Source organism: Phenylobacterium sp., from assembly GCF_016124325.1.
Classification (GTDB): domain Bacteria; phylum Pseudomonadota; class Alphaproteobacteria; order Caulobacterales; family Caulobacteraceae; genus Phenylobacterium.
This window is the reverse complement of sequence record NZ_WGNY01000050.1, coordinates 1-18,669: the sequence shown is the minus strand read 5'-3', so window position 1 is coordinate 18,669 and position 18,669 is coordinate 1. Positions and strand designations below refer to the sequence as shown.

At 71.0% G+C, this 18,669-nt stretch carries 21 protein-coding genes; 6 read left to right on the top strand and 15 right to left on the bottom strand.

From position 1 onward, the window contains the following. Nucleotides 1–538: 538 nt before the first annotated feature. Nucleotides 539–1,177: an NUDIX domain-containing protein gene (locus GC203_RS22660; protein WP_293459135.1), complete on the bottom strand. Its 639-nt coding sequence runs from the start codon at nt 1,175–1,177 to the stop codon at nt 539–541. An 89-nt stretch (nt 1,178–1,266) separates the two neighbouring features. Here GC203_RS22660 and GC203_RS22655 point away from each other — a divergent pair, with 89 nt between their 5' ends. Next, nucleotides 1,267–2,850: an ADP-ribosylglycohydrolase family protein gene (locus GC203_RS22655; RefSeq protein WP_293459133.1), complete on the top strand. Its 1,584-nt coding sequence runs from the start codon at nt 1,267–1,269 to the stop codon at nt 2,848–2,850. Nucleotides 2,851–3,046: 196 nt separating this feature from the next. On the opposite strand, the gene GC203_RS22650 is transcribed toward GC203_RS22655, so the two are convergent. Both GC203_RS22650 and GC203_RS22645 read right to left on the bottom strand, forming a co-directional pair. Beyond that, complete coding sequence (locus GC203_RS22650) at nt 3,047–3,454, bottom strand: EVE domain-containing protein (RefSeq protein WP_293459131.1); 408 nt, start codon at nt 3,452–3,454, stop codon at nt 3,047–3,049. A 118-nt stretch (nt 3,455–3,572) separates the two neighbouring features. Then, nucleotides 3,573–3,917 carry a hypothetical protein gene (locus GC203_RS22645; protein WP_293459129.1) on the bottom strand — a complete coding sequence of 115 codons (345 nt, stop codon included), beginning with the start codon at nt 3,915–3,917 and terminating at the stop codon, nt 3,573–3,575. A 149-nt stretch (nt 3,918–4,066) separates the two neighbouring features. On the opposite strand from GC203_RS22645, the gene GC203_RS22640 reads away from it, so the two are divergent. Beyond that, nucleotides 4,067–4,990, top strand: coding sequence for a helix-turn-helix domain-containing GNAT family N-acetyltransferase (locus tag GC203_RS22640; RefSeq protein ID WP_293459127.1), 924 nt, complete (start codon nt 4,067–4,069; stop codon nt 4,988–4,990). 111 nt (nt 4,991–5,101) lie between these two features. On the opposite strand, the gene leuB is transcribed toward GC203_RS22640, so the two are convergent. The 6 genes from leuB to GC203_RS22610 all read right to left on the bottom strand — a co-directional run bounded on the left by leuB (nt 5,102) and on the right by GC203_RS22610 (nt 10,401). After that, on the bottom strand, nt 5,102–6,154 hold the full coding sequence (leuB, locus tag GC203_RS22635) for a 3-isopropylmalate dehydrogenase (RefSeq protein WP_293459125.1): 1,053 nt from the start codon (nt 6,152–6,154) through the stop codon (nt 5,102–5,104). Between the two features lie 15 nt (nt 6,155–6,169). Then, nucleotides 6,170–6,472 (bottom strand): putative quinol monooxygenase, encoded by a 303-nt coding sequence (locus GC203_RS22630; protein WP_293459123.1) that lies wholly within the window; start codon nt 6,470–6,472, stop codon nt 6,170–6,172. Further along, nucleotides 6,469–7,080: a 3-isopropylmalate dehydratase small subunit gene (gene leuD, locus GC203_RS22625; protein ID WP_293459121.1), complete on the bottom strand. Its 612-nt coding sequence runs from the start codon at nt 7,078–7,080 to the stop codon at nt 6,469–6,471. The genes GC203_RS22630 and leuD overlap by 4 nt, the downstream gene beginning before the upstream one ends. Next, nucleotides 7,080–7,952 carry a VOC family protein gene (locus tag GC203_RS22620; protein WP_293459119.1) on the bottom strand — a complete coding sequence of 291 codons (873 nt, stop codon included), beginning with the start codon at nt 7,950–7,952 and terminating at the stop codon, nt 7,080–7,082. The genes leuD and GC203_RS22620 overlap by 1 nt, the downstream gene beginning before the upstream one ends. Continuing rightward, on the bottom strand, nt 7,949–9,358 hold the full coding sequence (gene leuC, locus GC203_RS22615; RefSeq protein ID WP_293459117.1) for a 3-isopropylmalate dehydratase large subunit: 1,410 nt from the start codon (nt 9,356–9,358) through the stop codon (nt 7,949–7,951). Before leuC ends, GC203_RS22620 begins: the two co-directional genes overlap by 4 nt. Before the next feature lie 77 nt (nt 9,359–9,435). After that, complete coding sequence (locus tag GC203_RS22610; RefSeq protein WP_293459115.1) at nt 9,436–10,401, bottom strand: NAD(P)H-binding protein; 966 nt, start codon at nt 10,399–10,401, stop codon at nt 9,436–9,438. Between the two features lie 85 nt (nt 10,402–10,486). On the opposite strand from GC203_RS22610, the gene GC203_RS22605 reads away from it, so the two are divergent. Then, a complete protein-coding gene (locus GC203_RS22605; RefSeq protein ID WP_293459114.1) occupies nt 10,487–11,380 on the top strand; it encodes a LysR family transcriptional regulator in 894 nt (297 codons plus the stop codon). Continuing rightward, nucleotides 11,380–11,769, top strand: coding sequence for a GFA family protein (locus tag GC203_RS22600; protein ID WP_293459113.1), 390 nt, complete (start codon nt 11,380–11,382; stop codon nt 11,767–11,769). The genes GC203_RS22605 and GC203_RS22600 overlap by 1 nt, the downstream gene beginning before the upstream one ends. A 74-nt stretch (nt 11,770–11,843) precedes the next feature. Here the strand turns inward: GC203_RS22600 and rplS are convergent, their stop codons facing one another. From rplS to GC203_RS22585, 3 genes are read right to left on the bottom strand one after another with little or no spacing between them, the layout of a single operon-like run. After that, on the bottom strand, nt 11,844–12,239 hold the full coding sequence (gene rplS, locus GC203_RS22595) for a 50S ribosomal protein L19 (RefSeq protein WP_293459111.1): 396 nt from the start codon (nt 12,237–12,239) through the stop codon (nt 11,844–11,846). After that, nucleotides 12,236–12,988, bottom strand: coding sequence for a tRNA (guanosine(37)-N1)-methyltransferase TrmD (gene trmD / locus GC203_RS22590; protein ID WP_293459109.1), 753 nt, complete (start codon nt 12,986–12,988; stop codon nt 12,236–12,238). The genes rplS and trmD overlap by 4 nt, the downstream gene beginning before the upstream one ends. A gap of 39 nt (nt 12,989–13,027) precedes the next feature. Then, on the bottom strand, nt 13,028–13,624 hold the full coding sequence (locus GC203_RS22585) for a hypothetical protein (RefSeq protein WP_293459108.1): 597 nt from the start codon (nt 13,622–13,624) through the stop codon (nt 13,028–13,030). 97 nt (nt 13,625–13,721) lie between these two features. Here GC203_RS22585 and GC203_RS22580 point away from each other — a divergent pair, with 97 nt between their 5' ends. Together GC203_RS22580 and GC203_RS22575 are read left to right on the top strand one after the other, a co-directional pair. Further along, a complete protein-coding gene (locus tag GC203_RS22580; protein ID WP_293459107.1) occupies nt 13,722–14,609 on the top strand; it encodes an acyl-CoA thioesterase II in 888 nt (295 codons plus the stop codon). A gap of 211 nt (nt 14,610–14,820) precedes the next feature. Further along, nucleotides 14,821–15,693, top strand: coding sequence for an acyl-CoA thioesterase II (locus GC203_RS22575; protein WP_293459106.1), 873 nt, complete (start codon nt 14,821–14,823; stop codon nt 15,691–15,693). Nucleotides 15,694–15,775: 82 nt separating this feature from the next. Here GC203_RS22575 and rimM read toward each other — a convergent pair whose 3' ends face one another. The 3 genes from rimM to ffh form a co-directional block, all read right to left on the bottom strand. Further along, nucleotides 15,776–16,330, bottom strand: a complete 555-nt coding sequence (gene rimM, locus GC203_RS22570; RefSeq protein ID WP_293459105.1) for a ribosome maturation factor RimM — start codon at nt 16,328–16,330, stop codon at nt 15,776–15,778. Between the two features lie 64 nt (nt 16,331–16,394). Then, on the bottom strand, nt 16,395–16,913 hold the full coding sequence (gene rpsP / locus GC203_RS22565; protein WP_293459104.1) for a 30S ribosomal protein S16: 519 nt from the start codon (nt 16,911–16,913) through the stop codon (nt 16,395–16,397). A gap of 26 nt (nt 16,914–16,939) precedes the next feature. After that, the gene (gene ffh / locus GC203_RS22560) at nt 16,940–18,454 is read right to left on the bottom strand and encodes a signal recognition particle protein (protein ID WP_293459102.1); all 1,515 of its coding nucleotides are present in this window, start codon (nt 18,452–18,454) and stop codon (nt 16,940–16,942) included. Nucleotides 18,455–18,669 lie beyond the last annotated feature (215 nt).

Below are 18,669 nucleotides of genomic sequence, written 5' to 3'. Positions count from 1 at the left end.
GGCGGCGCCATGGGCCTTGCGGGCCAGTTCGAGGTCCATCTCGGCCAGTTCGGCGAGGATGGCCTCGGCGCGGTCTGTGGCGGCCTCGGACATGATCGCGAGGGGAACACGCCGGTGCGTCAGGTTCGGACGTAGCGGGGGTGGGAACCCCGAAAAACACGAACGACACGAAAGGGGGGAACCACGGATGGCACGGATGACACGGATTGGGGCCTGCGCTGTCCCTGCCCCCGTAGTGTCATCCCGGTTTCGGCCGGAGGCCGAAGACCGGGACCCCTGGGCGTGGCGGCAGGTGATGACACGAAGGCGTCGCCGCTCCGGGTTGCCTACGGAGTCAGGCGCTTGGGGGTCCCGGTCTTCCGCCTTTGGCGGAAACCGGGATGACATCGTGGGATGTGCGGCGCCCGCATCCGTGAAATCGGTGAAATCCGTGGTTCGACAAATCGCCGCTGCGCGGCGCGGAAACCGGGATGACGTCGTGGAGCAGGCGCCGCCGACATCCGTGAAATCGGTGAAATCCGTGGTTTGAAAACGAGGTTCAGGCGGCCTCGTAGAGCCGCGCGGGGCGGTGGGCGCCGTGGGCGAAGTCTTCCGTCTCGCGGACGCAGCCCAGGGTCGCCACCATCTTGCGGAAGTTGCGCTTTTCGGCCTCCTCGCCGGTGACGGCCTCGTAGGCGCCCTGGAGCTGGCTGAGGGTGAAGCGCGGCGGGAGCAGCGCGAAGAGCGGCGAGATCTGGCGCGCGCGGCCCGCCAGGACCTCCAGCGCCCGGGCCAGGATCTTGTCGTGGTCGAAGGCCAGCCTGGGCAGGGCCGCGACCGGGAACCAGCGCGCCTGGGCCGCGTCGGTGCTGGCCTCCAACCGCAGTTCATCGGACGGCAGCAGGGCCAGGTAGGCCACCGAGATCACCCGCTCGCGCGGGTCGCGGTCGGGCGCGCTGAAATTGCCGAACTGCACCAGGAGCTCGGCGTCGACGCCGGTCTCCTCTTCCAGCTCGCGCCGGGCGCACTGGTCGAGCTCTTCGTCGGGCTGGAGGAAGCCGCCCGGCAGCGCCCAGGCGCCCAGGTAGGGTTCGCCCCCCCGTTCGATGAGCAGCACGTTCAGCGCGCCGAGCCTGAGGGTGAAGACGGCGATGTCGGTCGCCACGGCGGGGTGCGGATATTCGTATGTGAAGGGCATCTTCGTGTGTTGACGACACTAAGTCGCCTCTGGTAAGTGTCGAATTAACACTAAGTGAGATCCGCATCTTGTCAACCGGAGGTCCCCCGATGAGTCTCGCCTGCGCGTCGCCATCGTTCCGCATCGAGGTGATCGCGCATGGACGGGCGACGATCGGCCTCTCGGCGTGCCCCGGCGGCGGCTCGTCCACCCTGGCCGAGGACCTCGACGCGGTGTCGGCCTTCCGCCCGGACGCGATCGTGACGCTCCTGTCCCCGCAGGAGATGCGCCTGGTGGGCTGCGCCGAGCTGCCCGAGCTGCTGCCGCAACTGACGCGCCAGTGGCACCATCTGGTCCTGCGCCCCGGCGGCGCGCCGGACGCCCGCTTCGAGCACCTGTGGACCTATGTGGGCCAGCGGCTGCGCGACCTGCTGCGGCGGGGCGGGCGGGTGCTGATCCACTGCGACGGCGAGGGCCTGCGGGCCCGCTGGGTGGCCGCACGGCTGCTGAGCGAACTGGGCGTTCCGGCGCGCGACGCCGCGGCGAAGACCAAGGCCCCGAGGCTGGCCTCGATGCGTCCCGCGGGTCCGCCGCGCGCCGCCGCGCCGATCGGCGGCGCCGAGCACGACCGCGCCGGCCGGATCCTCGGCGGCCTGCTGGGCGGGGCGCTGGGCGACGCGTTCGGCTATCCGCTGGAGTTCCGGTCCTGGACGCAGATCCGCGAGACGTTCGGCGAGGCCGGCATGACCGAGCCGCGCCTGCGGGACGGGCGGCTGCAGGCGAGCGACGACACCCAGATGACCCTGTTCACCGCCGACGGCCTGCTGGCGGCGGTGGCGGCCGGGTCAGCGGCGACGCCCGACCGGCCGCTGGCCCGGATCCGCCACGCCTATCTGGCCTGGTTCCGCACCCAGCGGGACGAGTGGGCCCTGGGCGCGCGCGATATCCGGCAATACCGCGAACTGTGGGCCGTGCGCGCGCCGGGCAGCACCTGCCTCGCGGCCCTGAAGGCCGGCGCGCGCGGCACGCCGAGCCAGCCGATCAACGACTCCAAGGGCAGCGGCGCGGTGATGCGCGTGGCCCCCATCGGCCTCATGCCGGCGCTCGACGCCGACGCCGCCTTCCACCTGGCCCACGCCGCAGCCGCCCTGACCCACGGCCATCCCGCCGGCCGGCTGAGCGCGGCGGCCTTCGCCAGCCTGTTGCGCGACCTCCTCGCCGACACGCCCCTGACGGCGGCGCTGAGGCGGATGGAGCGGCGGCTGGAGACCACCGCCGGCGGCGAAGCGGTGCTGCCGAAGGTGCGCGCCGCGCGGGCCTTGGCGGCAAGCGACGCCCCGGCGCACGAGGCCATCGCCACCCTGGGCCAGGGCTGGCAGGGCGACGAGGCCCTGGCGATCGGTCTCTACGCCGCGCTGAAGGCCGACAGCTTCGAGGACGCCCTGCGGCTGGCGGCCAACCACGACGGCGACAGCGACACCACCGCCGCCCTCGCCGGCCAGATCTGGGGGACGCTCTACGGCGTGGAGGTGCTGACCAACGCCTGGGTGTGGCGGCTCGACGTGCTGGAGCCGATCTGCGACGTGGCCGGCCGGCTGATCGCGACGTCGGCGCCGCGCGAGGACGCCACCGAACCGACGGGGCCCCGGCCGCTCGCGACCGCGCTGCGCTACCGGCCCGCGGCGGCGCTTTAGCTCGGCGACGCAATCAACCGATACTCGTCATCGCCCGGCTTGTCCGGGCGACCCATGAACACGGACAGCGGCAGGTGTGGGCGGCGGCGGCGCAGCGTCCCGAGCCGCACGCTCGGCGTTCATGGGTGGCCCGGACAAGCCGGGCCATGACCACCTTGATGTCTTCGAGCTGTCGATCGGGTCTTCAGCCCAGGCGTCACCCGCCCGCCATCCGCAGGATCTCGGCCCACTCCTCGGGGCGGACCGGCGACACCGACAGCCGGCTCTGGCGGATCATCTCCAGCCCGGCGAGCGCCGGATTGGCCTTCATCTCGGCCAGGGTGACCGGGCGATCCAGCGCGCAAACGGGGATCAGGTCGACGGCCACGAACCGGCCGGCGGCGTCGGTGGGATCGGGGTAGGCCTCCCTGGCCACTTCCGCGACCCCGACCACGGCGAGGCCTTCCTGGGAGTGGTAGTAGAGCACCGCGTCGCCGACCTTCATGGCCTTGAGGTGCAGCGCCGCGGCGTTGTTGCGCACGCCGTCCCACATGGTGCGGCCGTCGCGCTGGAGGTCGGCGAAGGCGTATTTCGCGGGCTCGGACTTCACCAGCCAGTGAGCCATCGGCGCATCCCCTTCCTCGTTTCGCGGCGAACATGGCAGAGCCTGATCGCCGCGGCCAGCGCGACGGCGCAGGCGTCGCCGGCAGGGGATCGCTACAACCGATAGACGAGCGCCACCCCTAGGCGGCGCGGTTGGCGGCGTAGAGCTCGCTGACCGCGCGCAGGCCCGTGAGCATGGGGCCGGCGGTCTCGGTGTCGAGCGTCTGGGTCGCCAGCAGCCGCCAGGCGCGGACATGGACGCCGATCGCCTCGCGGTCGAGGCGGCCGGCCCGGATCAGGCGGCTGAGCAGGGTGGACAGGCTGGCCGTCACCTCCCCCACGGAATCGCCCGCGAGGTTGGGATACTGGGCCACGATGTTACGCAGGTCGGTGAGCGCCTGGGCGTCGAAGGCCTCGCCCATCCCGTCCAGGCAGGCCTCCGCTCCGGCCAGCAGGGCCATCGTCTCGTCTGCGGCGTCGGCCATCCGACGTTCTCCCGTCCGCGCCCGGACCGCACCCCGGGAACCGCGCCAGTTTGCGCCCAAGCCCCTTAACGGGAACCTACCCCTCGATGCGCGTTTTGGTTGAGTTCGATTTACTTGACTCCGTCAACTAATACGCCTCCACTCGCGGCATGGCCCAGCCCGACACCATCGCCGCCGTCCGCAGCTTCAACCGCTTCTACACGCGGGCCATCGGGGTGCTCGACCGGGCCTATCTGGGCGGGCCCTACACCCTGGCCGAGACCCGGGTGCTCTACGAGATCGCGCTGGCCGGGGAGACCACGCCGGGCGAGCTGGCGGGCGGGCTGGGCCTCGATCCCGGCTACCTGAGCCGCATCCTGGCGCGGCTAGCGCGGGACGGGCTGCTGGCGCGCCGGCGCTCGACGGCGGACGGGCGCAGCGTGCGGCTCAGCCTGACGCCGGCCGGCGACGCGTTCTTCCGCGACGTCGATGCGCGCAGCGCCGCCGTGGTGGAGGGGCTGACCGGCCACCTGCCGGAGGCCGAGCAGGCGCGGCTGGCCCGCGCGCTGGACGAAGCGCGGCGCGTGCTCGGCGGCGGAACGTCGGCGGGCGCCGCGCCGGTGACCCTGCGGCCGCACCAGCCGGGCGACATGGGCTGGATCACCGAGCGCCACGCCGTGCTCTACGGCCGCGAATACGGCTGGGGCGCGGGCATCGAGGAGGTGACCGCGCGGATCTGCGCCGATTTCCTGAAGGGCTTCGACCCGGCGCGCGAGCGGTGCTGGGTGGCCGAGCGCGGCGGCGAACGGCTGGGCTGCGTGTTCCTGGTGAAGGAGACCGACGAGGTCGCGCGCCTGCGCCTGCTGCTGCTGGAGCCCGCCGCGCGCGGCCTGGGGCTTGGGCGGCGGCTGGTGGACGAGTGCGTGGCCTTCGCCCGCGCCGCCGGCTATCGCGAGATCGTGCTGTGGACGCACGCGGTGCTGACCGCCGCGCGGAAGATCTACGCCGACGTGGGCTTCCGGATCGAGGAGACCTGGACCCACGACGAATTCGGCAAGGAGGAGGTCAGCGAGACCTGGCGGCTGACCTTGTGATCCTCCCCCGTCGGGGGAGGTGGCCCGAAGGGCCGGAGGGGGTCCTCAACCGGGGCGGAAACCCCCTCAGTCGCTTCGCGACAGCTCCCCCTGAGGGGGAGCATCGCTGTCTCAGAGCTCGGCCAGGACCGCGTCGCCCATCTGGACGGTGCTGAGCGAGCCGCCCAGGTCGCGGGTGCGGGCGCCCTTCTCCAGCGCGGCCTCGACCGCGGCGTAGAGGCGGTCGGCCTCGGCGGCGCGGTCCAGCGACCAGCGCAGCGCCATCTCGAACGACAGGATCGCGGCCAGCGGATTGGCCACGCCCTGGCCCGCGATGTCCGGCGCCGAGCCGTGGATGGGCTCGTAGAGGCCGGGCTTGCCGGCCACGCCCAGGGCCGCCGAGGGCAGCATGCCGAGCGAACCGGTGAGTTGGGCCGCGGCGTCCGACAGGATGTCGCCAAACAGGTTGTCGGTGAGCAGGACGTCGAACTGCTTGGGCGCCTTGACGATCTGCATGGCGGCGTTGTCGGCCAGGATGTGGGTCAGCTCCACGTCGGCGTAGTCGCGCTTGTGCAGATCGGTGACCACCTCGCGCCAGAGCAGGCCGGAGTCCATGACGTTGGACTTCTCGGCGCTGGCCACCTTGTTGCGGCGGCCGCGGGCCAGCTCGAAGGCCACGCGCGCGACGCGCTCGATCTCGGCGGTGGTGTAGACCTGGGTGTCGACGGCGCGCTTGCCGCCGCCCGGCAGGTCCTCGATGAAGCGCGGGCTGCCGAAATAGATGCCGCCGGTCAGCTCGCGGACGATCATCAGGTCGAGGCCCTCGACGATCTCGCGCTTCAGGCTGGAGGCGTCGGCCAGCGGGCCGAAGCAGAGGGCCGGGCGCAGGTTAGCGAACACCTCCATGCCGGCGCGCAGGTTGAGCAGCCCCGCCTCGGGGCGCTTGTCGCGCGGGACGCTCGCCCACTTGGGGCCGCCCACCGCGCCCATCAGCACGGCGCGGGCGGCCTTGGCGGCGGCCAGGGTCTCATCGGTCAGGGGCTCGCCGAACCGGTCGTAGCTCGACCCGCCGAAGGGGCGCTCGTCGAGGCTCAGGCCGGGCGTCAGGGCCTCGGCCACGCGGCGCACCTGGGCGGTCACTTCCGGCCCGATCCCGTCGCCGGGCAGGAGCAGCAGGTCGGTCATAGGAAACCTCGGAAGCTAGAGGGGCCGTTCGGCCGCGACCTCGTACAGGCTGAGGTTCCGGTCCGAAACCCCGAACTGCGGCCAGGCCGCGCGCCACGCGGCCATATGCGGCGTCTGAAAGTGGGCCTGCAGGGCCGCCTCGTCGCGCCAGGCCTCGAAGACGCGCACGAGGCCGGGGTCGGCCACGTCGACGGCGTAGGAATAGCTGAGGCAGCCGTCCTCGGCGCGGCTGGCGGACAGCATCGTCTCCATATGCGGCCTGAAGCGGTCGAGGTTCTCGGGCGGCACGCGCACCGTGCCGGCGACCAGGACGCTCATGCGCCCTCCAGCCAGGGCCGGGCCAGGGCGACCTTGCTCTCGTAGGTGTCGATGGCCGAGGCGGCCTCCAGCGTCTCGCCGATGGCGTCGAGGCCCTTCAGCATCTTGGCCTTGCGCTTGGGGTCGATCTCGAAGGTGAAGACCTGGCCGCTGGGCGAGGTGACGGACTGGGCCTCCAGGTCGATCGAGACCACGTGGTTGCCGCCGCGGGCCTCGTCCATCAGCTGCTGGACCTGCTCGGCCTTGAGCACCACCGGCAACAGGCCGTTCTGGAAGCAGTTGTTGTAGAAGATGTCGGCGAAGCTGGTGGAGATGACGGCCTTGATGCCGAAGTCCATCAGCGCCCAGGGCGCGTGCTCGCGCGAGGAGCCGCAGCCGAAGTTGTCGCCCGCCACCAGCACGCCGGCGTTCTTGTAGGCCGGCTGGTTGAGCACGAACTCGGGCTTCTCGCGGCCCTGCTCGTCGAAGCGGTATTCGTAGAACAGGCCCTTCGCCAGCCCCGCGCGCTCCACCGTCTTGAGGAACTGCTTGGGGATGATCTGGTCGGTGTCGATGTTGGCCAGCGGCAGGGGCGCGGCCTGGGCGTCGAGGCGGGTGAAGGCTTGCATCAGGCGGATTCCAATGCGGGGGACGGCTGGATCATCAGGGTGGGCACGCCGCCCGGCGCGTCGCGGACGGTGAAGACATGGGTGCCCGGCTTGCGGCCGGCGCGGACCTCGGAGACGTCGAAGCCGGCGGCGGCCATGCGCGCCTGGGCGGCGTGCGGCTCGGGGACCCGCCAGGCCAGGCCGCCGAAGCGGTCGGGCTCGGCCGAGGGCTCGCCGCCGATCCGGGCGCCCATCTCCACCACCGCGTCGCCGCAGCGGAAGAAGAGCTGGCGCGCGCCCCACTTCTCGTTGGCGCGGTCGAGGCGCAGGTCGAGGCCGAGCTTGGCGCCGTAGATCCCGAGCGCGCGATCCACGTTCGGGGTCTGGACGACCACATGGTCGAGGCTGGCGACCGGCGCCGGCCCGGTGGGCTCCGATAGCGGCCAGGCCGCGCCCTCGCGCGGCGCCGCGGTCAGCAGGATCTGCAGGCCGGCGGTGTCGGCGGGGTCGAGGCTGGAAGTCCGCCAGTAGCGCTTGCGCCCCTCGGCGTTCGTGGTGCGGGCGGTGGCGGGCTCGCCGGCGCGCAGGCCCCGGCGGTTCATCAGCTTGGCGAAGGGCTCGAGGTCGGCCTCGGCCTTGCCCACCTTGAACGCCAGGCCCCAGATCCCTTCGCCCCGGGCATCGAGCTGGGCGCGCAGGGCGTCGGCGAAGGCGCCCTCCCCGTCCGGGCTGATGACGTCGAGCGCCATGTTGGGCAGTTGGAACCAGGCCTGGCGGATCCCGCCCTCGGCGCCGATCCAGTTCGGGGCGAGGCCCAGCATGGCCTCATAGCCCTTGGCCGCCGCGTCGAGATCGCGAACCGCGAGCGCGACGTGGTCGAGGCCGGTGATCACAGGAAATCCCTCACGTCGGCGATGTGGCCGGCGATGGCGGCGGCGGCGGCCATGGCGGGGCTCATCAGGTGGGTGCGGCCGCCGCGGCCCTGGCGGCCCTCGAAGTTGCGGTTGGACGTCGAGGCGCAGCGCTGGCCCGGCGACAGCCGATCGGGATTCATGCCCAGGCACATGGAGCAGCCCGGCTCGCGCCATTCGAAGCCCGCGGCCTTGAACACCTGGTCCAGGCCCTCTTCCTCGGCCTGGGCGCGGACCAGGCCGGAGCCCGGCACCACCATGGCGCGGACGCCCTCGGCCACCTGGCGGCCCTCCGCGATCTTCGCGGCCGAGCGCAGGTCCTCGATGCGGCTGTTGGTGCACGAGCCGATGAAGACCACGTCGATCTTCGCCTCGGTGATCGGCTGGCCGGCCTCCAGGCCCATATAGTCCAGCGCGCGGACGGCCGAGGCGCGCTTGTCCGGGGTGGCGAAGCTGTCGGGCGCGGGCACGGTCCCGGTCACGGCCACCACGTCCTCGGGGCTGGTGCCCCAGGTGACGCTGGGCGCGATCTTCGCGGCGTCCAGCACGATCTCGCGGTCGAAGACGGCGTCCTCGTCGGAGAAGAAGGTCTTCCAGTAGCCGACCGCCATCTCCCAGGCGCCGCCCTTGGGCGTGGCGGGGCGGCCCTTGAGGTATTCGAAGGTGGTTTCGTCCGGCGCCACCAGCCCCGCCCGCGCGCCGCCCTCGATGGTGAGGTTGCACAGCGTCATGCGGCCTTCCATGGAGAGCGCGCGCACCGCCGAGCCGGCGTATTCGATGACGTAGCCGGTGCCGCCCGCGGTGCCGATCTCGCCGATGACGGCCAGGGCGTAGTCCTTGGCGCCCACGCCGGGGGCCGGCTCGCCCTCGATACGGACGCGGAAGTTCCTGGCCTTCGTCTGGCGCAGGGTCTGGGTGGCCAGCACGTGCTCCACCTCGGACGTGCCGATGCCGTGCGCCAGCGCCCCGAAGGCGCCGTGGGTGGAGGTGTGGCTGTCGCCGCAGACGATGGTCATGCCCGGCTGGGTGCGGCCCTGCTCGGGGCCCACCACGTGGACGATGCCGTTCCTGATGTCGCCCATCGGGAAATACTCGATCCCGTACTCCTCGACGTTCTTGCCCAGCGTCTGGAGCTGCAGGCGCGCCTCGTCGTCGGCCACGGCGTCGACGCCCAGCTCCTGGCCCTCGGTGGGCACGTTGTGGTCGGCCACCGCCAAGGTGCGGTCGGGCCGGCGCACGGCGCGGCGATTGGCGCGAAGCCCGGCGAAGGCCTGCGGCGTGGTCACCTCGTGGATGAGGTGCAGGTCGATGTAGAGGATCGCCTCGCCGTCCTGTTCGGCGACGACATGGGCGTCCCAGATCTTGTCGTAGAGGGTCTTGCCGGACATGAGCCGCATGTAGGGCGGCAAGCCCGCGCGCGTCTAGTGCTGCGATGCAAAATAGTTAGTATACTAAGGAAAATCGATCAGGCGGCGATCGCCTGAGCCGGTTGCAGGGAGCCCTGGCCGATCAGGGTGGCCCGCACCGCCTCGACCAGCGGCGTGCGGGGCTCGGCGCCGAGGCGGGTGGCGAGGCGGGCGTTGTCGAGGAGGATGGGACGGTTCCAAAGGTAGCGCATCTCGAGCATCTCGCGGAACGTCTCGTTGAAGGGCGCGGCGGCCTGGAGCGCGAACCAGGGCAGCCGGCGCAGCGGCACGCGACGGCCCACGGCCTCGGACACAGCGGCGACCAGGTCGTGGCCGGTGACCTCCTGGCCCTGCATGTGGAAGGTCTCGAACGGACCGAGGTCGGTCGCCAGCAGCCGCAGGAAGGTCTCGGCCACATCGGGCAGATAGGCCCAGCAATGGGCGATCTCGGGCGCGCCGGGATACATCACCGACGTCACCGGCCGGCCCGGCCGGGTGAGGCCCTGCGAGAACCAGTTGTTGCCGGTCTTCGGCCCGAAGAAGTCGCCGCAGCGCACGATGAGCACCGGCACGCCGGCCTCGCGCAGCATCTGCTCCATGCGCACCCGGATGGCGCCCTTGCGGCTGATCGGGTGCTGCTCGGCGGCCTCGCCGATCGAGGGGAAGGCGTCGGGGCCGTAGTTGTAGACCGTGCCGGGGAAGAGGATGCGCGCGCCCGTGGCCTTCGCCGCGGCGATGGTGCTGGCCAGCATCGGAAGCTGCAGGCCGGCCCAGTTGCGATAGCCGGGCGGATTGGCCCCGTGGACGATGATCCGCGCGCCGTCGGCCGCGGCGACCACGTCGGCCTCGACCATGGCGTCGCCGCGCACCCATTCCAGGCCAGGCCGCACCGCGCGCGCCCGCTCGGGATCGCGGTTCAGGGCGCGAACCCGCCATCCGTCCGCCTGCAGCCGGTCGGCGAGGGCGCCGCCGACGCCGCCCGTGGCGCCGATCACGAGGGCCATGCCCGGGTTGCGCTTGTCCATGTGCGTCTCCATTTCGGAAAACAGTTTGCGCGGCGTTCGGCAAAACGGAATTGTCGACCAACGCAGAACAGTTATGCAGGGGCGAATGACTGGCACGCTCGACTGGGACCTCCTCCAAAGCCTGCACGCCGTGCTCGAAGCCGGCAGCTTCTCGGCCGCTTCGCGCCTGCGGCGGCTGACCCAGCCCACCCTGGGCCGCCACATCGACCAGCTGGAGCGGCAGCTCGGCGCGCCCCTGTTCCTGCGTAGCCCGCGCGGCCTGCAGCCCACCGACCTGGCGCTGGCCTTCCGCCCCCATCTGGCCGACATGGCCGCGGCGGCGGCCACGGCCTCGCGCGACGCCCAGGGCGTGGCCAGCGGCGCGGGCGGCGTGGTGCGCGTGGCCGCCAGCGACGTGATCGGGGTGGAGGTTCTGCCGCCGATCCTGACCCGGTTCCGCCGCGAGAACCCCGGCGTCGACGTGGAGCTGGTGCTGTCCAACAAGCTGCAGGACCTGACCCGGCGCGACGCCGACGTGGCCGTGCGCATGGCCCGGCCCACCCAGAACAGCCTGGTGGCCAAGAAGGTGGGCGAGCTGACCTGCGGGTTCTACGCGACGCCGGAATACCTGGAGCGCAACGCCGCGCCCAAGGACTTCGACGAGCTGGCGGACCACACCCTGATCGGGTTCGACCGCGAATTCCCCGAGCTGGTCGAGGACCTGTCGGTGGGCCGGCCCGTCACGCGGGACATCTTCGCGCTGCGGACCGACAGCGACGCCGCCCAGCTCGCGGCCCTGAAGGCCGGCTTCGGCATCGGGGCCTGCCAGCGCCAGATCGGCCGGCGCGCGGGCCTGACGCCGATCATGCACGACGAGTTCAGCTTCAAGCTCGACATGTGGATCTGCATGCACGAGAGCCTGCGCGGCAGCCCGCGCATGCGGCTGATGTTCGACCACCTCGCCAAGGAGCTCGGCGCCTACGCCGCCGAAGCCGAGTGATGGCGTACGAGGGCGGCTGCCTCTGCGGTCAGGTGCGCTGGCGCGCGACGGGGGAGCCGGCCAACGTCCGCATCTGCCATTGCCGGCTCTGCCAGAAGGCCACGGCCGGGCCGTTCTTCGCCCGCGCCGTCTTCCTCGCCGGCGACTTCGAGCGGACCGGCGAGACCACCGCCTGGCCCACCTCGCCACGGATCGACCGGCTGTCGTGCGCGCGGTGCGGCGCGCCGATGTTCGCCCTGCCCAAGGACCCGCCGGCGCGGATCGGCGTGTCGCTGGCCACCCTGGACGCGCCCGACGCCCTGCGCCCCGACTGCCATATCTGGACCAGCGCCAAGCGCGCGTGGATCACGATCGACGACGGCCTGCCGCAGCACGCCGAAGGGCTCTAGCACCCAACGAAAACGGCGGCCGGATCGCTCCGGCCGCCGCTTCGTGATGTCCGCGATGCGGAGAGGGCTTGCGCCTATTCGCTCTTCGCGGGGGTCTCGTCGCGGGCCGACTGCATCTGGCGCTCGGCGATGCGGGCGCTCTTACCGCGACGGTCGCGCAGGTAGTAGAGCTTGGCCCGGCGCACGACGCCGCGGCGCTTGACCTCGATGCTTTCGATCATCGGCGACAGGATCGGGAACACGCGTTCCACGCCCTCGCCGAAGGAAATCTTGCGGACGGTGAAGCTCTCGTCCACGCCCTGGCCCTGGCGGGCGATGCAGACGCCCTCGTAGGCCTGGACGCGCTCGCGCTCGCCTTCCTTGATCCGCACGTTGACGCGCACGGTGTCGCCGGGACGGAACTCCGGCACCTTGCGAACGGCCAGCAGGCGCTCTTGTTCTTCCTTACGGAGCTGTTCGATCACGTTCATCGGTCTTCATCCTTACTGGGCTTGCCCTTTTTGAACTCAGGGGGGCCCTTTGCCTGTTGATTGGCGGTGAACTTCGCCCAGAGGTCCGGACGCCGCTCCCGCGTGGTCTTCTCCCGCTCAGCCCGGCGCCACCTGGCGATCGCCGCGTGGTGCCCGCTCAGCAGCACTTCGGGGATGTCGAGCCCTTCGAACGTCCGCGGCCTGGTGTACTGCGGGTGTTCGAGAAGCCCGTCCTCGAAGCTTTCCTCACTCAAACTCTCGGCCTGGCCCAACACACCGGGCACGAGCCGTACGCACGCCTCGATCACGACCATCGCCGCCGCCTCGCCGCCGGCGAGAACCGCGTCTCCGACCGAGACCTCGATGAACCCCCGGGCGTCGAGCACCCGCTGATCCACCCCCTCGAAGCGCCCCGCCAGGACGATCAGTCCGGGCCCGGCCGCCAACTCTTTCGCGAGCGCCTGGGTGAAGGGGCGGCCCCTGGCGCTCATGTACAAAAGCGGCCGGTCGCCCCGCTCCACGCTGTCGAGCGCAGAGGCGATCACGTCCGCCCGCATCACTTGCCCCGGACCGCCACCCGCGGGGGTGTCGTCGAGGAAGCCGCGCTTATCTGTGGAAAAGCCCCGAATGTCCACCGTTTCCAACGACCAGAGGCCGGATTCCCGCCAGGCGGTCCCGATCAGGGAAACGCCCAGAGGTCCCGGAAAAGCCTCGGGAAACATGGTCAGGACGGTGCAGTCGAAAGCCATGGGCGGTCTTGGCGCTGACGGAAGCTGCGGCGTCAAGCCTCACGGGATCTGCGCGTAGTGGAAATAGCGGCCCTCGATGCGCTCGCCGCGGTCGAGGCATTTGAGCTGCGGCGTGGGCGTGCAGGGGATCTCGTTGTAGCGCACCCCGGCGTCGAGCAGCCCGTCGCGGACCCAGGAGAACTCAACCTCGCCGGGCCGGTCGGCGCGATAGCGGAAGCGGACGCCGTCGCGGCTTCCGCGCACCCAGCCATGGGCGTCGGGACGCATCAGGCCGGCCTTCGCGTCGGCGACGATGGCGTCGTAGGTCTCCACGTGGGCCTCGAAGTTCATCCGCATGCCGGCGTCCGCCAGCGGCCGCCACGCCGGCACCATGGCGCCCAGAAAGAACAGGAGCGCCGCCGGCGCCATCCAGCCGGTCACCGGGTCGCGCAGCATGGCCCAGAGCGACCAGATCAGGAGGCCGACAGGCGCGATCAGGCCCAGGCCCACCGCCAGGCCCGGCAGGACGCCGGCGGGCGCGGTCTCGGCGATGCGCCAGCCCGCCACGAGCGCGCCGGCGGACACGGCCATCCAGGCGGCCAGCGCCGCGCCCAGCGGCGTGCGCCACAACGGTCGCGTGTCGTCGGCCTCTCCCATGACGCGAAGATGACGGACGCGGAGCAGCTTGCAAGGCATAGGCTCGCCTGTTCGTCGGACTTGCCCGTGGAGCGGGGGGCGCGTAAGCGGCGCGCCCATGACCGAAACCCCGCCCGTTCCCGAAACCGAGGCCCAGGACGAAACCCTGGTCGAAACCCTGCAGCTGGAGCGGATCGAGGAGAACCTGTTCCGCGGGACCTCGCCCGACACCCAGCCGGGCCGGATCTTCGGCGGCCAGGTGATCGCCCAGTCGCTGCTGGCGGCCTACGAGACCGTCGAGACCCGCGTCTGCCACTCGCTGCACTGCTATTTCATCCGCCCGGGCGACCCGACCACGCCGATCGTCTTCGAGGTGGACCGCTCGCGCGACGGCGGCAGCTTCACGACGCGGCGCGTGGTGGCGATTCAGCGCGGCAAGCAGATCTTCAACCTCGCCGCCTCGTTCAAGGACGCCGAGGAAGGCTTCCGCCACCAGGCGCCGATGCCGCCCGGCCCGCACTGGCGCGACCTGCCCGACCAGCGCGAGGTGCTGGCCGAGCTGATGAAGGACGCGCCGGAGGAGGCCAAGCGCTGGCTCAAGCGCCCCATGCCCATCGAGATGCGCTCGCAGGACGCGCGCACCTACTGGATGAGCGGGCCGAAGGACCCCGTCGCGCAGAACTGGTTCCGCTGCTCCACCCCGATCGGCGACGACGCCCACATGCACCAGGTGATCCTGGCCTACGCTTCGGACATGAACCTGCTGTCGACCGCCATGCGGCCGCACGGCGTGCACTGGCAGACGCCGGGCTTCCAGTCGGCCAGCCTGGACCACGCCATGTGGTTCCATCAGCCCACCGACTTCAACCAGTGGCACCTCTACGTCCACGACAGCCCCTCGGCCTCGGACGGCCGGGGCCTGATCCGCGGCTCGATCTACGCCGAGGACGGGACGCTGGTGGCCTCGGTGGCCCAGGAAGGGCTGATGCGGATGCGGCCGAAATAGCGGACTTCCTCTCGGCGCTCCGCGCCGGGGGAGAGGAGGTTGCTCAGCGCCTCCGGTGAGCGTATGCCGCCGCCTTCGCAGGAGCGCAATTCGCCGAAGTGGAAGCCGGTTCGGCGACGAAATTGCGCTCTCACTCCGAAAATCGAGCCTCGTTCTCCGATCAGATTGGGGCAATCTGATCGGCGAGGCTCTGGTGCAGCATGAGGCGGCGATGGACACCCAGACGCTCTGCAAGACGCTGGATCTCGAACGGCTGGAGGTGAACCTCTTCCGGGGCTTCACCCCCGAGGAGGAGTCGCGCGAGCGCATCTACGGCGGCCAGGTGATCGCCCAGTCGCTGCTGGCGGCCTACGAGACCGTCGAGGACCGGGTCTGCCATTCGCTGCACTGCTATTTCATCCGCCCGGGCGACCCGAACATCCCGATCGTGTTCGAGGTGGACCGCTCGCGCGACGGCGGCAGCTTCACCACCCGCCGCGTGATCGCCGTGCAGCACGGCCAGCAGATCTTCAACCTCGCCGCCTCGTTCCAGGTGGAGGAGGAGGGCTTCGAACACCAGTCGGAGATGCCGGCCGCGCCGCCGCCCGAGGCGGTGGAGGACGACATCGCCGTCCAGCGCCGGCTGCTGGCCGACGCGCCGGCCCACATGCGCGCCTGGCTGGACCGCCCGCAGCCCATCGAGATGCGCACGGTCGGCGGCCGCATCGACGGCCCCAATCCCGAGAAGCGTGAGCCGCACCAGCAGGTCTGGTTCCGCGCCAAGGACCCGATCGGCCCCGACCCGCACATGCACCAGGTGATCCTGGCCTACGCCTCGGACATGAGCCTGCTGGGCACCAGCATCCGGCCGCACGGGGTGAACTGGCAGACGCCGGGCATGCAGACCGCCAGCCTGGACCACGCCATGTGGTTCCACCGGCCGACCGACTTCAACGAATGGCACCTGTATCACCAGGAGAGCCCGTCGAGCTCGGGCGGCCGCGGCTTCAACCTGGGCTACATCTACCGCGCCTCGGACGGAGCGCTGGTGGCCAGCTGCGCCCAGGAAGGCCTGATGCGGATGCGCAAGCCCCGGAAATCGTAGGATTTCCCTCCCCTTCATGGGAAGGCCGCCCCACCCCGCTCGCCGTCGGCGAGTCGCCCTCCCCATGAAGGGGAGGGAAACGCTACTCCACTTCCTCGGGCGGGATCGCCACCACCTCGCCCTCGGCGATCCGCACCTCGGGCACGGCCTCGCGGGTGAAGGGCAGGTACCAGCTGGCGCCGCCGTCCTCGGGCGCGATCTCCAGCAGGTCGCCGGCGCCGAAGTCCTGGACGTTCTTGACGCGGCCGAGCGCCTCGCCCTGCGGCGAGACGACCGCGAGGCCGATCAGGTCGGTGATGTAGAACTCGTCTTCGTCGGGCTCGGGCAGGACGTCGCGCGGGATGTAGAGGCGCAGGCCGCGCAGGACCTCGGCCTGTTCGCGCGTCTCGACCTCGGCGGCGCGGACCACGATCCCGCCCTTGGCGGCGCGGCCCGAGACCAGCGTCAGGGCCGGGCGGCCGTCCTCGCCCTTCAGGTCCCGGTAGTCGAGGAGCGCGAGGGCGTCGGCGGTGTAGGTGGTGATGCGGACCTCGCCGCGGACCCCGAAGGCGCCCGCGACGCGGCCCACGAGGATCAATCCGTCACCCTCGGGCTTGTCCCGAGGGTCCCTCGATCCACTGCTCGGGCGCGGGGTCATGAATCTCGCTCAGTGCGGCCGAGAGAGGGATCCCCGGCACAAGGCCGGGGATGACGGCGACAGATCAGGCCTTCTCTTCGCCTTCGGCGGCGGGAGCTTCCTCGGCGGCCGGGGCTTCTTCAGCGGCGGGCGCTTCTTCGGCGGCGGCCTCGACCGGAGCGGCTTCGGCTTCCGCGGCCGGAGCTTCCTCGACCGCGGGCTCCTCGGCCGGCGGATTGGCGGCGGCTTCCGCCGCGGCGGCGGCGCGGTCGGCCTCGCGCTGGGCGCGCTCCTCGGCGCGTTCCTTGGCCTTCTGGCCGGGCTCGGCCTTCTTCGGGTTGTTGCTGGCTTCCCACTTCACGATGCCGAGCTTGCCGAGTTCGCGGGCCACGCGGTCGGTGGGCTGGGCGCCCTTCTTGATCCATTCCTGGATGCGTTCCTGCTTCAGGACCACGCGGTTCGGGTCGTCCTTCTTCAGCAGCGGGTTGTAGCTGCCCACCTTCTCGATGAAGCGGCCGTCGCGGGGCGAGTGGCTGTCGGCGACGACGATCGAGTAGTAGGGGCGCTTCTTGGCGCCGCCACGGGCGAGACGGATCTTCAGCATTTCAATTAAGTCCTTGGTCTTTCAAACTATTTCTTGAAGGGGTTGAAACCGGGCGGCAGGCCGCCGCCGCCCAGGCCGGGAAGCTTGGGCATCCCGCCGGGCATGTTCTTGAGCTGGGCCTGCATCTCTTCGATCTGCTGGGGCGTCGGCTGCTGGCCGCCGGCCATCTTGGCGATCTTGCCCAGGTCCATGTCGGGACCGCCCAGCATCTTGGCCATCTGGCCGAAGCCCTTGCCGCCGTTCTTGGACAGCGCCTTGAAGGCGTCGGCCATCTGGCGGTGCTGCTTCAGGAGCCGGTTCACCTCGGCCACGTCGACGCCGGCGCCGGCGGCGATGCGGCGCTTGCGCGAGGCCTGCAGGATGTCGGGCTTCTTGCGCTCCTGCTTGGTCATCGACGAGATGATCGCCACCTGGCGGTCGAAGCTCTTGTCGGTGATCCCGCTGTCGGCGATCTGGCGCTTGATCTTCTGGACCCCGGGCATCAGGCCCATCAGCCCTTCCATGCCGCCCATCCGCTTCATCTGGGCGAGCTGGTCGGCCATCATCTCCAGGTCGAACTGGCCCTTGGCCAGCTTCTTGGCCATGGCCTCGGCCTTGGCCATGTCGAGGTCCTGGGCGGCCTTCTCGACCAGGGCCACCACGTCGCCCTGGCCCAGGATGCGGCCGGCCACGCGGCGGGCGTCGAAGGCGTCGAGGCCGTCGATCTTCTCCGACACGCCGAGGAACTTGATCGGCAGGCCGGTGACCGCGCGCATCGACAGCGCCGCGCCGCCGCGGCCGTCGCCGTCGGCCCGGGTCAGCACCAGGCCCGTGAGCGGCAGGCGCTCGTGGAAGGCCTTGGCGGTGCGCACCGCGTCCTGGCCGGTCAGGCTGTCGGCGACCAGCAGGGTCTCGGAGGGGTTCGAGATCTTCGCGATCTCGGCCGCCTCGCTCATCATCGCCTCGTCGATCGTCGTGCGGCCGGCGGTGTCGAGGATGAGGATGTCGAAGCCTTGCAGCTTCGCCGCCTGCATGGCGCGTCGGGCGATGTCGGGGGCCGACTGGCCGGCCACGATCGGCAGGAAATTGGCGCCGGCCTGCTCGGCCAGCATGCCGAGCTGTTCCATGGCGGCCGGGCGGCGGGTGTCGAGCGAGGCCAGTAGGACCTTCTTGCGATCCTTGACCAGCTTCAGGGCCAGCTTGCCGGCGGTGGTGGTCTTACCCGAGCCCTGCAGGCCCGCCATCATCACGACGGTCGGCGGGTTCAGCGAGAGGTTGAGGCCCTCGGGCTCGCCCTCGCCGCCCAGCATCTCGACCAGGCCGTCGTAGGTGATCTTCACCACCTGGTCGGCGGGGCGCACCGAACGGATCACCGCCTCGCCCGTGGCGGCCTCGGTGGCCTTGGCGATGAACTCGCGCACCACCGGCAGGGCGACGTCGGCCTCGAGCAGGGCGACGCGGATCTCGCGCATCACCTCGGCGACGTCCTTCTCGGACAGCACGCCGCGGCCCGAAAGCCGGTCGAAGACCCCTGTCAGCCGTTCCGTAAGCGCGTCGAACAAATCGAACTCCTAAGCAATTCGCGGATGCGAATTGCGATCTTTTTCCGGGGTTCTTGTTTTCGCCGAGGCGAAAACAAGAGGGCCCAAACGCAGTCGACCCCCGTGCACGATTGCGTGGACGGGGGGCCTCGCCGCTCTCGTCCGATATGGGTATCGGGGTCGTAGCGGTGGAGGGCGCTGACCGAGGTTGGCGCCGGAAGGGCGCGCTTATGCGC